Source organism: Streptomonospora halophila (assembly GCF_039542725.1).
Classification (GTDB): Bacteria; Actinomycetota; Actinomycetes; order Streptosporangiales; family Streptosporangiaceae; genus Streptomonospora; species Streptomonospora halophila.
The window spans coordinates 157,291-170,240 of sequence record NZ_BAABIK010000007.1; the positions used below are offsets into that span (position 1 = coordinate 157,291).

General features: G+C 74.8%; 14 protein-coding genes. 7 read left to right on the forward strand and 7 right to left on the reverse strand.

From position 1 onward, the window contains the following. Positions 1 to 53 precede the first annotated feature (53 nt). Both ABEA15_RS08565 and ABEA15_RS08570 read left to right on the forward strand, forming a co-directional pair. On the forward strand, positions 54 to 959 hold the full coding sequence (locus ABEA15_RS08565; RefSeq protein ID WP_345556199.1) for an alpha/beta fold hydrolase: 906 nt from the start codon (positions 54 to 56) through the stop codon (positions 957 to 959). Further along, entirely contained in the window at positions 956 to 1,858 is a 903-nt protein-coding gene (locus ABEA15_RS08570; RefSeq protein WP_345556200.1) for a short-chain dehydrogenase/reductase, read from the forward strand. Before ABEA15_RS08565 ends, ABEA15_RS08570 begins: the two co-directional genes overlap by 4 nt. A 52-nt stretch (positions 1,859 to 1,910) precedes the next feature. On the opposite strand, the gene ABEA15_RS08575 is transcribed toward ABEA15_RS08570, so the two are convergent. Next, the gene (locus ABEA15_RS08575) at positions 1,911 to 2,285 is read right to left on the reverse strand and encodes a cupin domain-containing protein (protein ID WP_345556201.1); all 375 of its coding nucleotides are present in this window, start codon (positions 2,283 to 2,285) and stop codon (positions 1,911 to 1,913) included. An 81-nt stretch (positions 2,286 to 2,366) separates the two neighbouring features. Here ABEA15_RS08575 and ABEA15_RS08580 point away from each other — a divergent pair, with 81 nt between their 5' ends. Further along, positions 2,367 to 2,813 carry a MarR family winged helix-turn-helix transcriptional regulator gene (locus ABEA15_RS08580; RefSeq protein WP_344143176.1) on the forward strand — a complete coding sequence of 149 codons (447 nt, stop codon included), beginning with the start codon at positions 2,367 to 2,369 and terminating at the stop codon, positions 2,811 to 2,813. A gap of 13 nt (positions 2,814 to 2,826) precedes the next feature. On the opposite strand, the gene ABEA15_RS08585 is transcribed toward ABEA15_RS08580, so the two are convergent. Together ABEA15_RS08585 and ABEA15_RS08590 are read right to left on the reverse strand one after the other, a co-directional pair. Further along, positions 2,827 to 3,219: a VOC family protein gene (locus ABEA15_RS08585; RefSeq protein ID WP_344143177.1), complete on the reverse strand. Its 393-nt coding sequence runs from the start codon at positions 3,217 to 3,219 to the stop codon at positions 2,827 to 2,829. Positions 3,220 to 3,250: 31 nt separating this feature from the next. Continuing rightward, complete coding sequence (locus tag ABEA15_RS08590) at positions 3,251 to 3,652, reverse strand: hypothetical protein (protein WP_344143178.1); 402 nt, start codon at positions 3,650 to 3,652, stop codon at positions 3,251 to 3,253. A 328-nt stretch (positions 3,653 to 3,980) separates the two neighbouring features. On the opposite strand from ABEA15_RS08590, the gene ABEA15_RS08595 reads away from it, so the two are divergent. Beyond that, positions 3,981 to 4,703, forward strand: a complete 723-nt coding sequence (locus ABEA15_RS08595; RefSeq protein WP_345556202.1) for a YdcF family protein — start codon at positions 3,981 to 3,983, stop codon at positions 4,701 to 4,703. 41 nt (positions 4,704 to 4,744) lie between these two features. On the opposite strand, the gene def is transcribed toward ABEA15_RS08595, so the two are convergent. Beyond that, positions 4,745 to 5,431 (reverse strand): peptide deformylase, encoded by a 687-nt coding sequence (gene def, locus ABEA15_RS08600; protein WP_344143180.1) that lies wholly within the window; start codon positions 5,429 to 5,431, stop codon positions 4,745 to 4,747. 150 nt (positions 5,432 to 5,581) lie between these two features. After that, positions 5,582 to 6,025, reverse strand: a complete 444-nt coding sequence (locus ABEA15_RS08605) for an SMI1/KNR4 family protein (protein WP_344143269.1) — start codon at positions 6,023 to 6,025, stop codon at positions 5,582 to 5,584. A 487-nt stretch (positions 6,026 to 6,512) separates the two neighbouring features. On the opposite strand from ABEA15_RS08605, the gene ABEA15_RS08610 reads away from it, so the two are divergent. The 3 genes from ABEA15_RS08610 to ABEA15_RS08620 all read left to right on the forward strand — a co-directional run bounded on the left by ABEA15_RS08610 (position 6,513) and on the right by ABEA15_RS08620 (position 9,522). Continuing rightward, on the forward strand, positions 6,513 to 7,475 hold the full coding sequence (locus ABEA15_RS08610; RefSeq protein WP_345556203.1) for a hypothetical protein: 963 nt from the start codon (positions 6,513 to 6,515) through the stop codon (positions 7,473 to 7,475). 93 nt (positions 7,476 to 7,568) lie between these two features. Further along, entirely contained in the window at positions 7,569 to 8,867 is a 1,299-nt protein-coding gene (locus tag ABEA15_RS08615; protein WP_344143182.1) for a sensor histidine kinase, read from the forward strand. Positions 8,868 to 8,877: 10 nt separating this feature from the next. Further along, the gene (locus tag ABEA15_RS08620) at positions 8,878 to 9,522 is read left to right on the forward strand and encodes a LuxR C-terminal-related transcriptional regulator (protein ID WP_344143184.1); all 645 of its coding nucleotides are present in this window, start codon (positions 8,878 to 8,880) and stop codon (positions 9,520 to 9,522) included. A gap of 7 nt (positions 9,523 to 9,529) precedes the next feature. Here the strand turns inward: ABEA15_RS08620 and ABEA15_RS08625 are convergent, their stop codons facing one another. Together ABEA15_RS08625 and ABEA15_RS08630 are read right to left on the reverse strand one after the other, a co-directional pair. Next, complete coding sequence (locus ABEA15_RS08625) at positions 9,530 to 11,410, reverse strand: AMP-binding protein (protein ID WP_345556204.1); 1,881 nt, start codon at positions 11,408 to 11,410, stop codon at positions 9,530 to 9,532. Between the two features lie 205 nt (positions 11,411 to 11,615). Continuing rightward, positions 11,616 to 12,899 (reverse strand): multidrug effflux MFS transporter, encoded by a 1,284-nt coding sequence (locus ABEA15_RS08630; protein ID WP_425579374.1) that lies wholly within the window; start codon positions 12,897 to 12,899, stop codon positions 11,616 to 11,618. Positions 12,900 to 12,950 lie beyond the last annotated feature (51 nt).

Consider the following 12,950-nt stretch of genomic DNA (forward strand, 5'->3'; position numbering starts at 1 on the left):
GCTCGGGCCCCATCCGGCGGACCCGCCCCCCGTCCCGCAAGGAGCAGCCGACCATGCCCACGCCCGCCCCCCGGCAGCACCTGCCCGTGCACTCGGCCGACGGCACCCGCCTGCACGCCGAGATCCACGGCCCGCCCCAGGCGCCCCCCGTCGTGCTGGCCCACGGCTGGGCGTGCTCGACCCGCCTGTGGCACCCCCTCATCGCCGAACTGGGCGACCGGCTGCGCCTGGTCTGCTACGACCAGCGCGGCCACGGCCGCAGCCAGGTGCCGCGCGCCGGCGGCTACAGCACCTCGGCCCTGGCCGACGACCTGCTCGCCGTCGCCGAGGCCGCACTGGAGCCCGGTGAGCGCGCGGTCTTCGCCGGCCACAGCATGGGCGCCATGACCCTGATGGCCGCCGCCGACCGGCCCCGCTTCGCCGCCCGCGCCGCCGCCGCGCTGCTGGCCAGCACCGGCCCCAGCGACCTGCCCCGCTCCTCGCGGGTCTTCCCCGGCGCCGCCCGCTTCCCCCGGGCCGGGCGGCTGGCCCACCGCGCGATGCTCACCGCGCCGCTGCCGCTGGGCCCGCGCACCCGGCTGAGCCGGGCGGCCCTGCGCTACGCCACCATGGCCGCCGACGCGCCGCCCGACATGGTCGAGGTGTGCGCCGAGATGGTCCACGCCGTGGCGCCGACGCCCCGCGCCCGCTGGGGCCGCGTCCTGGCCGGCATCGACCTCGACCGCGCACTGGCCCGGCTGGAGGCGCCCACCCGGATCGTGGCCGGCTCCGCCGACCGGCTCACCCCCCTCGCCCACGCCCGCCGCATGGCCCGCCTGCTGCCCGACTGCCGCGGCCTGCTCGAACTCGACGGCATCGGGCACATGACCCCGCTGGAGTCGCCCGCCCCGCTGGCCCGGGCCCTGGCCGAGCTCGCCGATACCCACCTCGCCCCCCGGCCCCGCCAGGAGAGCGCATGAGCCCGCGCCGCCCCCGCCTGTCCGGACGGGTCGCCGTTGTCACCGGCGCGGCCCGCGGCCTGGGCCGCCTGCTGGCGCTGCGCCTGGCCCGCGAGGGCGCCACCCTGGTCCCGGTCGGGCTGGAACCGGAGGAGCTGGAGGCCGTCGCCGCCGAGTGCGGGCCCGCGGCCGCCGCGTTCGAGGCCGACGTCACCGACGCGGCGGCGCTGGCCGCGGCCGCCGAGCAGGCCGAGCAGCGCTTCGGCCGCATCGACGTGGTCGTGGCCAACGCCGGCATCGCCGCCGGCGGCCCCTTCACCGACATCCCCGCCGCCGCCTTCGACCGCGTCGTGGAGGTCAACCTGCTGGGATCCGTCGCCACCGCCCGCGCGTTCCTGCCCGCCCTCCAGCGCAGCCGCGGCTACCTGCTGCAGGTCGCCTCGCTGGCCGCGCTCACCCCGGCCCCGCTGATGGGCGCCTACTGCGCCGCCAAGTCCGGCGTGGAGGCCTTCGCCCACTGCCTGGCCCCCGAGCAGGCCGGCCACGGCGTGGGGGTGGGGGTGGCCTACCTCAGTTGGACCGACACCGACATGGTGCGCGGCGCCGACAGCGACGCCGCTCTGCGCGCGCTGCGCGCGCGCCTGCCCTGGCCGATGAACCGCACCTACGCGCCCGAGCCGGCCGTGGAGCGGCTGGTGGAGGGCATCGCCCGCCGCCGCGCCCACGTCTACGGCCAGCCCTGGCTGCGCGCCGTGCAGGGGCTGCGCGGCGTCCTGCCGGGGGTGATCGGCGCCGCCGCGCCGCGCGAGATCGCGCGGCTGAGCGAGCACCTGGCGGCCACCCGCCACAGCCGGGCCGCGGCGGTGGGCGCCGGCGGCACCGCCGACCTGCGCGCCCGCGCCGCCCGGGGCACCGGCTGAGCCCCGCCTTCGGACCGGCGCGCGGGTGGCGGCCGGGCCGGGGCGCGGGTCGTCAGTTCGTCCAGGGCGGGCTGATCCAGGCGCCCTCGGCGGTCACCGCGCGCAGCCCGGTGCTCGTGGCCACCCACGCCGCGCCCGTGCCGGTGCCCGGGTTGGCCACGTTCAGCCGGCTGCCGGCGCCCACCACGGCCGCGTCGCCCGGCTCCAGGCGCCAGGTGTCCCCGTCCACGCTCAGCTCCAGGACGCCCTCCAGGCCCAGGAACACCTCCTCGCGGGTGATGGCGTGCTCGGCGCCGGCCGCGCCCGCCGGCACCTCCAGGCGCCAGGCGCACAGCTCACCCGAGCCCTGGGAGGGCGCGGCGTAGGAGACGAAGGCGACGCCGTGCATACGGTGCGTGCGCGCCTGGGCGCGGGTGATCAGGGGCATGGACGGCCTCCAAATAGACAAGTAGCTTGACCATATGGGGTCAATGGTCAGGCAGCCTGTCCGCAATGTCAAGATGGGCCCATGGCCGACACCGACCACCTGGCCCTGACCGCCCTGCTGCTCTCCGCCTCCACCGCCCTGACCGAGGCCATCGACGCCGGCGTGCACGAGGCCGGATTCACCGACCTGCGCCCCGCACACGGGTTCGCCTTCACCCGCCTGGCCCCCCACGGCGCCACCACCGCCCAGCTCGCCGCCCACCTGGGCATGACCAAGCAGGCCGCCGCCCAGCTCGTCGACGAACTGCACCGCAACGGCTACGTCACCCGCGGCCCCCACCCCGACGACGCCCGCGCCCGCCTCGTCGAACTCACCGCCAAGGGCCGCGCCGCCACCCGCGCCGCCGACGACGCCGCCGCCCGCGCCGCGGCCGCCTGGCAGGAGCGCATCGGCCCCGACCGCATGGCCCGGCTGCGCGCCGACTTGGCCGCCCTCGCCGCACCCGGGCACCTCCGCCCCGCCTGGTGAGGCGGCGCACCGCTCAGTCCCGGCGGCGCACCGGATGGTCCTCGGGCACCTCCACCACGCACACCGCCAACCCGTCCGGATCCTCCAGCCACATCTCGACCAGCCCCCACGGCTCGCGCCGGGGCTCGCGCACGATCGCCGCGCCGCGCGCGGCCAGCTCCCCGCGCGCCCGCGCGACGTCGGGCACCTGCAGCCACAACTGGACCGCCCCCGGCGCGGGCGCCCGCTCACTGCCGCCCGACAGCTCCAAGAACCCCCCGCCCAAGAAGAACACGGTCCCGTACTCGCCGCCGCCCGTGGCGAACTCCCGGTAGATCGCCAGCCCCACCACGTCGCGGTAGAAGGCGCGGCTGCGCTCCAGGTCGGTGGGGTGGATCAGGACGCGGCTGCTGAGGACGTTGACCATGGGCCGAACCTACCCACCGCCACCCGCGGCCTCACCGCACGACGATGTCGGCGCCCGCGACCCGGCCGGACACCACCTCCACGCCCTCCACCCGCCCGCGGTCGCCACCGCAGCGCGCCGCGATCGTGTAGGTGGCCTCCGGCAGCGCCCAGAAGTAGCGCCCCTCGGCGTCGCTGATCACCGCCGTGTCGGGGACCGGCGGCGCCCACGCCGACGTGGCCCGCGCCTCCAGCAGGCAGTGCGCCCCCGGCGCGCCCTCCACCCGCACGACCCGCCCGCGCACCCCCGTGCTCCGGTCGGAGCGCACCTGCTCCGCCTGGCCGGGCCGCGCCTCGCCGCCGGCCGGGCCCGAGGGCTGCGCCCCGAGCCCGCAGCCGCCCAGCGCCGCCACGGCCACCAGCACGACCGGTCCCGCCACCGCACCTGCGCGCATCGACGGCCCCCTCCCGGCATCGCGCCTGGCACCCGCGGTCCGCGCCCCGCGCGCACCGCCCCCGAACCCGGCGCAACCGCCCACCGGCCGCCGGATACGGCGCTACGCACATATCTGCCCAGGCCAGGGCCGAATACCACATCCCGCCGGAGGCCGCGCCGCCCCCGGCGCACCCCCACCCCCGCCGAAAAAGGGCCAATCCGCCCGGATTGGCCCCCTCGCGCCCCGCCGCAGACCCCCGCTCACCGGCCACCGGCCCCCCACACCCCCAAGGCGCCGGAGCCCGCCCGGCACCGCAGACCCCGCCCACCGCGCTAGCCTGGCCCCCGTGAGAGAGCTCGACAGCACCACCCACGCCCTGGCCGAGCTCCTGTGGGACTTCCACACCCGCCCCGCCGCCGACGCCGGCACCGGCAACGACCTGGTCCTCGTCCTGGGCAGCCACGACCTGCGCGTCGCCGAACACGCCGCCCGCCTCTTCCAGGACGGCGCCGCGCCCCTGCTGGTCTTCAGCGGCGACCGCGGCCGGCGCACCGGCGGCGACGGCCCCGCCCCGCGCTGGCCCGAGTCCGAAGCCGCCACCTTCGCCCGCGCCGCCCGCGCCACCGCGCCCATCCCCCGCGACGCCGTGCTGCTGGAGACCCGCGCCACCAACACCGCCGAGAACTTCCACCTGGCCCGCGACCTCGCCGCCACCGCCGCACCCCGGCCCCGCCGCGCCGTCGTCACCGCCAAGCCCTACATGGCCCGCCGCGCCCTGGCCACCGCCGCCGTGCACTGGCCCGGCCCCGAATGGACCTTCAGCTGCTTCGGCGGCGGCTACCGCGCCTACACCACACCCGAGCACAGCCCCGCCGAGCTGGTCGACTTCCTCGTCGGCGACCTGCAGCGGCTCGCGGTCTACGCCCGCCGCGGCTGGAGCGCACCCGTGGACGTGCCCGACCGGGTGTGGCAGGCGGGCCAGCGCCTGTGCGAGCGCGGCTTCACCGGCCACCTCGTGCCCGGCGAGAGCCTGCGCCCCGCACCCCAGCAGCCCGGAGCCGGCGCCTGACCCGCGGCCCCGCCGCGGACCCGGCCGCGCCCGGGCGCCGCCTAGGAGCCCGCGCCGCCCGCCGCCAGCCGCTCGGCGTTGGCCCGGCGCCGCTCCAGCACCTCCGCGCGCATCTCCTCCATCCGCCGCAGCACCTTGCGCCGCGTGCGCTTGGCCAACCGGTCGATGTACAACCGCCCCACAGTGTGGTCGGTCTCGTGCTGCAGGCACCGCGCGAAGTAGCCGCTGCCGGCGATCTCCACCGGCCGGCCCTCGCGGTCGAACCCGCGCACCAGCGCGTACTCGGGCCGGGCCAGCTCCGCATGGGGACCCGGCACCGACAGGCACCCCTCGTCCTCCAGCGCCAGCACCCCGCCCTCGGCCTCGCGCTCGGCCGCCACCGGGTTGCACACGTGGCCCACATGGCGCACCCCGTCGTCGTCGGGGCAGTCGTAGACGAACACCCGCAGGTCCACCCCCACCTGGTTCGCCGCCAACCCCACACCCTCGGCCGCATACATCGACGCGAACATGTCGTCGATCAGCGCCGCCAGCGCGGGCGTGGCGAACTCGGCGTCACCGACCCACCGGCACGGCCGGTGCAGCACCTCGGCCCCCACCTCGGTGATGTCGCGCACCCGGCCCCGCAGCGCCTCCGGCGCCAACTCCGGATAGGACTCCACGGGCGCTCCCTGCAGGCGCACCCGCGCCCGGTCGCCGTCGCGCTGCGCGGCCGAGGACTCAGACATCGCTGGACTCGCTCTTTCCTGCTGTGGCGGACACACACCCCGCACCCACCGGGGCAACGCACGCAAAATAGCACAAAGTCGCAGGTCAGACCGACCGAGTCACCACCGCACCGCCCCAGGGCCCCAACGCCCCAGCTCAGCGGGTCCGCCTCACCGCCACCAGCCGCCGCCCTCGCCCAAACACCGCACCAGGTAGTCCCGCAGCGACACCGCCACCAGCCGCCGACGGTCCGTCTCGTGGTCCCACACCACGATCCCCGGCCCGTAGTCGGTGTGCACCCACGCGAACTGCGGCCCCATGTCGCTGTCACCGAAGAACACCAGATCGTGGAACGGCGCATACAGCTCCACATAGTCCGGCTCGGCCCGCATCGCCAGGTTGTCCTCCACCACCCGCTGCGCCGGCCACACCACCGCGTCGCCGTACTCGTTGGACACCCCGTCGCACTCGGCGAACAACGACGCCAGCTCGAACGGCACCGGCAGCCCCAACTCCTTCTCGATCAGGGCGACGGTCGCCGCGTCCGCCGGCGCGGCCGGCTCGGCCATCGGGTACAGCTCAACGATCAGTTCACGCCACACACCCAGAATCATCACAGGTTGCGGCATTGCACGGGAAACCGGAGCCCGCGAGTCCCCCGATTCGTCCCCGCGATCCCGCCCCGCCGGAATATCGCCCCACCCCACCGCCGTTACACCCACCGCGGGAGCCGGTGCGGTAGAAAGTGTCCCCCGGGCTCCATACAACGCCTTCGCGGAATACCGCGTCCGCTCGGCGCCGCGCGCGCCGAACCCGGACGGACTTTCGGAGCCGCGTTGTGCCCCGCGCCGTGAGGCGACCGCCGCACCGGCTCCCGCACCCAGCACACCGGCGCCCCCGCGCCCCGCCCCACCGGCGGGCGCGGGGGCGCTCGCATGTCCGGCCCCGGCCTCCGCCCCCCGCGGCCCGCCCCACCCCGCACCCATCGACCGCATCACCCGAAATCGTCCCGAAAACGCCCGTCTTCGCAGGTGCGTGCCCTACCACCCCACCACGCGGCTCAATGGGCCCAACAAGGCCCGCGAGCAGCCAGGAGAGCCCGTGCCCACCACACACGCCCAGCGCGCCCTCACCGCCGCCACCGCACTCACCCTCGCCGCCACACCCACCGCCGCCCACGCCCGACCCGACTACCCCGGCCACACCACCAGCCACTACATCACCGCCACCGGCACCCCCCGCGACACCGCCTACGCCGACGACGCCGGCTGCGCGGCCGCCGCCACCGGCCAGAACGGCCTGCGCATCCTCTTCCTCGGCACCCAGGAACACCCCGACCGGCTCCGCCACCCCGGCACCACCGCCCACACCACCACCCCCCGCATCCCCGCCGGCGACACCATCGACATCGCCGCCGCCTACGCCGCCGGCTTCACCCGCTGCAACGACTCCGGCACCACCGCCCACCTCGCCCTCGGCGTCAACAACAAGGACGACGGCGGCATCAGCGGCCGCCGCGCCGGCCGCCAATGGGCCCGTATCGTCGACGCCGCCGCCGACCGCGCCGACACCGCCGACCTCACCGTCACCGGCGCCGTCGACGCCGAACCCTCCTGGTCCAGCCCCGCCTGGGCCCGCGCCTGGGTCGACGCCTACACCGCCACCACCGACCGCCGCCTCTACGCCGCCAACTCCGCCGGCGGCTGCCCCACCCCCGGCCAAAGCACCACCGCCTGCAACAACGGCTGGACCCTCGACGACATCCACCACCTCGCCACCGGCGCCGCCCCCACCGTCCACGCCCTGCCCCAGATCTACCGCACCGACGGCATCCAGGCCCGCCAATGGGCCCACGTCTCCGCCTGGGGCCTCCGCCACCGCGACCAGCCCCTGCGCGCCGCCGGCGCCCTGTCCCAACACACCGCCTGCACCCAGCGCGGCGGCTGCGCCCGCACCCACAACACCCCCCGCGACGCCTGGACACAGCTGCGCGACGCCCTCGACGACCACCCCACCGCACCCACCCCCCGGCTGCCCTACGCCTCCGACATGCGCTGGCCCTGACACACACCCACACACCACCGACGCCCGCACCCGCCGCACGCCACAATGGAACGGAGGCCCCACCCGCCACCGCACCGCCCCGAAGGACCCGCCATGGCCCGACCCCACTACCGACCCCACACCCGCTTCACCCTGCTGGTGTGGTCACCGCTGCTCACCGCACACGCCGCAGCCGGGGTCCTACTGCTGGCTTTGAGCCTGGCCGCCGCCGCCCTCTGCGCCATCTGGGTCGGCGTGCCCCTCCTGGCCGCCCTCACCCGGCTGCTGCGCGGCCACGCCCACACCCACCGCCGCATCCTCGCCCACCTGCTCACCAACGGCGCCGTCCCCGCCCCCGCCTACCGGCCCCTGCCCGACACCCGCCTGAGCACCCAGGTCAGCACCCTGCTCACCGACCCCGCCACCCGCCGCGACTACATCTGGCTCGCCGCCAACAGCACCGCCGGCCTCGCCCTCGCCGCCCTGCCCGCCGTCCTCCTCACCCACGGCGTCCTCGCCCTCGCCCACACCTACACCTGGCGCTACAACCCCGGCATCTACGCCCTCCAACCCGTCACCACCCAAGCCGAAGCCTGGCCCTCCCTGATCACCGGCGCCCTCCTGCTCACCCTCGCCTACCTCCTCGCCCCCGCCGCCATCCACACCTACGCCCGCCTCAACCGCCGCCTGCTCGCCCCCACCGAACACGACCGCCTCACCGCCCGCGTCGCCCACCTCGCCACCAGCCGCGCCCACACCATCGACGCCCAGGCCTCCGAAGTCCGCCGCATCGAACGCGACCTCCACGACGGCGCCCAAGCCCGCCTCGTCGCCCTCGGCATGAGCCTGAGCCTCGCCGAAGAGATGCTCACCCACGACCCCCGCACCGCCCAGACCCTGCTCACCGAAGCCCGCGAAACCACCCGCCAAGCCCTCACCGAACTCCGCGACCTCGTCCGCGGCATCCACCCGCCCGTCCTCGTCGAACGCGGACTCGACGGCGCCGTCCGCGCCCTCGCCCTCACCCACCACATCCCCGTCACCGTCGACATCGACCTGCCCGGACGACCCCCCGGCCCCGTCGAGTCCGCCGCCTACTTCGCCGTCGCCGAACTCCTCACCAACACCGCCAAACACGCCGCCGCCACCCGCGCCTGGGTCCGCATCAACCACGGCCACGACCGCCTCGTCATCACCGTCGGCGACGACGGCCGCGGCGGCCTCGACCCCCGGGCCGGAACCGGCCTCACCGGCATCCGCCGCCGCCTCGCCGCATTCGATGGCACCATGAACACCACCAGCCCCACCGGCGGCCCCACCATCGCCACCATGGAACTGCCGTGCTCACTCGACCACGACACCCCCAAACCCGCCCGGACCGCCGACCCCGACCTCCCCCACCCGCACCAGTAAGGACCCCGCCGTGCGCGTCGTCATCGCCGAAGACCTCGCCCTGCTCCGCGACGGACTCATCCGCCTGCTCGAAGCACACGACTGCACCGTCCTCGCCGCCGTCGACAACGGGCCCGACCTGCACAAAGCCCTCACCGAACACCGGCCCGACGTCGCCGTCGTCGACGTGCGCCTACCCCCCACCTTCACCGACGAAGGCCTCCAAGCCGCCATCAGCGCCCGCCAAAGCCTGCCCGGCCTGCCCATCCTCGTGCTCTCCCAGCACGTCGAGCAGCTCTACGCCCGCGAACTGCTCTCCGACGACCGCGGCGCCGTCGGTTACCTCCTCAAAGACCGCGTCTTCGACATCGGCCAGTTCCTCGACGCCATCAACCGCGTCGCCGCCGGCGGCACCGCCATGGACCCCGCCGTCATCTCCCAACTCCTGGCCAAACACACCGACGCCAGCCCCCTGGCCCAACTCACCGCACGCGAACGCGAAGTCCTCGCCGAAATGGCCGAAGGCCGCTCCAACTCCGCCATCGCCGGCCGGCTGTTCATCACCGAAAAAGCCGTCAGCAAGCACATCAACAGCATCTTCACCAAACTCGACCTGCCGCCCTCCACCGACGACAGCCGCCGCGTCCGCGCCGTGCTCGCCTACCTCAACCAATGACGGGCGCTCACTCGCCCCGCGGCGCCTCACGACTGCGGTACAGCCCCTCGATCTCCTCGGCGAACGCCCGCAGCACCGCATCGCGCCGCAGACTCCCATCGCCCAACACCAGGCCCCCCGACGCCGTGAACTCCTCGGCCAGCACATGGAAGGCCCGCACCGCCCACTCCACCGGCACCGCCTGATTGGCCGCCACCACCGCCGACCGGACCTCCGCCCCCAGATCCGCATCGGCCGCCAACTCCGCCCGCGTCATCGACAACGGCCGGTTGTTCACCAACCGCCAGTACTCCGCCTGGTCGGCCGCCAACGTCACCAGCGCACTCGCATACGGCCGCCCCTGCCACACCACCATCGCCTGCGACACCAGCGGATGCGCACACGCCCGCTGCTCCCACACCCCCACAAAGTCCACCTCGGCCCCGGCCCCGCCCCCGGCCGACGCCGCCGGAACCGCCGCCTCACGCGCCCGCACCCGCTCATACGTCGCCTGCGCCCGCAACCGCCGACCCACCACCACAAACCCCGCATCGTCCAGATCGCCGGCCGCACCCGAGGCCAGCCACCCCTCCCACACCGCAGACCGCCCCGCCTGCTCATCACCCCAATAGCCCGCGAACAACTGCGGACCCCGCACACACAACTCCCCCTCACCCGACGGCTGCACCGACACCCCCGCCAGCGCCCGGCCCGCCGTCCCCGCACGCCGATGCTCCGGCGACCCCGCCGCCGCGACCCCACCGACCTCCGGAACCCCCCACACCTGCACCAGCGGCACCCCCGCACCGTTGAAGAACCCGTCCAGCTCCTCCGACAGCCCGCCCGCACACACCACCAGCCGCACGTGCCCGCCCAACGCCTCACGCACCCGGCCGTACACCCACTCGTACATCGCCCGCGACACCCGCCGCAGCGCACCCTTGCGCTGCGCCCGGTCGAACTCCACCGCCAGATCCACCGCCACCTTGAACCGGTCCACCTGGTCCCAGCCGTTCGGCGGAGCCGACGACCGCACCGCCGCCATCACCCGCTCCATCAACCACGGCCGACACACCAGCACCCGCGGCGCGAACTCCCGCATCTGCCGGCGCATCCGCGGACCCCGCCCCACGAACCCCACCGGCGCACGCACCAGCGCACACGCCACCACACCCGCAAGCGCCCCCGGCTCCCACAACCCCAGCTCCATCAGCACCCGGCCCGCACCGCCGTCATCCCGGCGCCGGCCCTCCCCCGCCGAAGCGAACCGCTCCACCAGCGACTCCGCCGCCGCCAGCACACCGCCGTGCGTCAACACCACACCCCGCACACGCACCGCCGTGCTCATCGGATACACCAGAGCCGCCACATCCGACCCCGACTGCTCCTCACGCCTGAACCGCACCGCCGTGGAATCCATGTACGCGCCCGGACGCGCGATCCCCTCCAGACCGCCCTCATCCAACCGCCACACCCGCACCAGATCCGTCAGCTCACGCCCCAGCACCCCCACCGCATCCGCATGGACGCCGTCCTCCAGCACCACCGCCGCCGGATCGCAGTCACGCAGCACATACGACAACCGCTCCCGCGACACCTGCGGCGGCACACACACCACCACGGCCCGCACCACCCAGGTCGCCAGCACCACCAGCGCGCACTCCACCCCCGGCCGCGCCACCACCACGACCCGGTCGCCCGCACCGACCCCGACCCCGATCAGGCCCTTGGCCACCGCCCCCACCTGCGACGAGAACTCCCGGCTCGACAACGCACTCCACGCCGAACCCTCAGCGTCCAACCCCAGCAGGACCTCGTCGCGCCCGGGACCATCAGCCCAGTGGTACGGCACGTCACCCAGACCGCGCAGCCGCACCCGCCCGACAGCACCATCCGACGACCCCGCCATCAACGACCACTCCTCACAGCCGGTGGGGGAACCGGCGACACCGCCCCGAGCGTGCGCGCCTCGCGCGAGCGTGCCCTACTGTGCACGCAACCCTCACCTCACGGCAACCCGTGCCCCGACCCGCCCTCCGCTACCATGCCCCGCCCACACGAAGAGGCCCCGGCCGACTACCGACCGAGGCCCCCAATCACCGCGTCATCCCACCTCAGGACGCAGATCGCACCGCCCACCGCGCCGACACCGCGAACACCCCGCCGGCCAGCAGCCCCACTGACCCCATCACCACCGCCATGCTCGCCAGACTCGCCTCACCCGAAGCCGTCCACCCCGCCAACGACGACAACCCCCCGCCCAACGCGAACTGCAGCGAACCCATCAGCGCCGAAGCCGTACCCGCCACCGCCGACGACTGCGACGAGATCGCCAACATCGTCGCATTGGGCATCACGAACCCCACACTGAACATCATCACGAAGAACACCGACGTCAGCGCCACCAGCGCCCACGGGCCCGACACCCCGCCCAGCGCCAGCGCACCCAGCACCCCCACCGCCGCCAGCGCACCGCACAACCCCGCCGCCAACCGCCGCGACGTATCCACCCGGCCGATCAGAAACCCGTTCACCTGCGTCCCGAGCATCAACCCCGCAGTGTTGACCGCGAACATCAGCGCGAACGCCTGCTGCGACGCCCCGAACCGGCTCTGCGACACGAACGAGAACGACGACACATAGGTGAACATCATCGCGAACACAAGCCCCAGCGTCAGCGCCGGACCCACGAACCGCACGTCACGCACCAGCGACCACACCGTCCGCGCCAGCGGCACCGCCCCGAACGGCCGCCGCACCGACCGCGGCAGCGTCTCCGGCAGCGCGAAGAACACCACCACCAGGCTCACCAGCGACACCGCACCCAGCAGCACGAAACTCACCTGCCACGGCCCGAACCGCAGCAACTGCGCACCCAGCACCGGCCCCAGCAACGGAGCCAGACCCGTCACCAGCATCAGCCGCGAGAAGAACCGCGCGGCCTCGTCACCCTCGAACACGTCGCGCACCACCGCACGCGCGATCACCGCACCCGAAGCCCCCGCCACTCCCTGCACGAACCGCAACGCCACCAGCACCGGCACCGACGGCACCAGAGCACACGCGAACGACGCGAGCGTGAACAGCGCGAACCCGATCAGCAGCGGCCGGCGCCGCCCCACAGCATCGCTCAGCGGCCCGATCACCAGCTGACCCAGCGACAACCCCAGCATGATCGCCGTCAGCGTCAACTGGATCTGCGCCTGCGGCGCGTTCAGATCCGCCGCGATATCGGGAAACGCCGGCAGGTACAGGTCGGTCGCCAGCGGCCCCGTCGCCGTCAGAGTGCCCAGCACCAGCACCAGCAGCGCGAACGACCGCCGCGGTAGCGGCCCCGGCTCCCGGCGCAGCCACCCCGCCGACTTCGGCTCCGCGGATAACCGGCTCTGCGACACCAGACAACCCTCCAACCCATCCGACGACCCGACCACCTGCCGAGTCATATCGCG

Excerpts from the sequence above, each read along its gene's own strand:
- ABEA15_RS08605 (WP_344143269.1), bottom strand. The coding sequence starts at position 6,025 with ATGATTCTGGGTGTGTGGCGTGAACTGATCGTTGAGCTGTACCCGATG.
- def (WP_344143180.1), bottom strand. The coding sequence starts at position 5,431 with ATGTCTGAGTCCTCGGCCGCGCAGCGCGACGGCGACCGGGCGCGGGTG.
- ABEA15_RS08575 (WP_345556201.1), bottom strand. The coding sequence starts at position 2,285 with ATGCCCCTGATCACCCGCGCCCAGGCGCGCACGCACCGTATGCACGGC.
- ABEA15_RS08565 (WP_345556199.1), top strand. The coding sequence starts at position 54 with ATGCCCACGCCCGCCCCCCGGCAGCACCTGCCCGTGCACTCGGCCGAC.
- ABEA15_RS08615 (WP_344143182.1), top strand. The coding sequence starts at position 7,569 with ATGGCCCGACCCCACTACCGACCCCACACCCGCTTCACCCTGCTGGTG.
- ABEA15_RS08580 (WP_344143176.1), top strand. The coding sequence starts at position 2,367 with ATGGCCGACACCGACCACCTGGCCCTGACCGCCCTGCTGCTCTCCGCC.
- ABEA15_RS08570 (WP_345556200.1), top strand. The coding sequence starts at position 956 with ATGAGCCCGCGCCGCCCCCGCCTGTCCGGACGGGTCGCCGTTGTCACC.
- ABEA15_RS08625 (WP_345556204.1), bottom strand. The coding sequence starts at position 11,410 with ATGGCGGGGTCGTCGGATGGTGCTGTCGGGCGGGTGCGGCTGCGCGGT.
- ABEA15_RS08585 (WP_344143177.1), bottom strand. The coding sequence starts at position 3,219 with ATGGTCAACGTCCTCAGCAGCCGCGTCCTGATCCACCCCACCGACCTG.
- ABEA15_RS08590 (WP_344143178.1), bottom strand. The coding sequence starts at position 3,652 with ATGCGCGCAGGTGCGGTGGCGGGACCGGTCGTGCTGGTGGCCGTGGCG.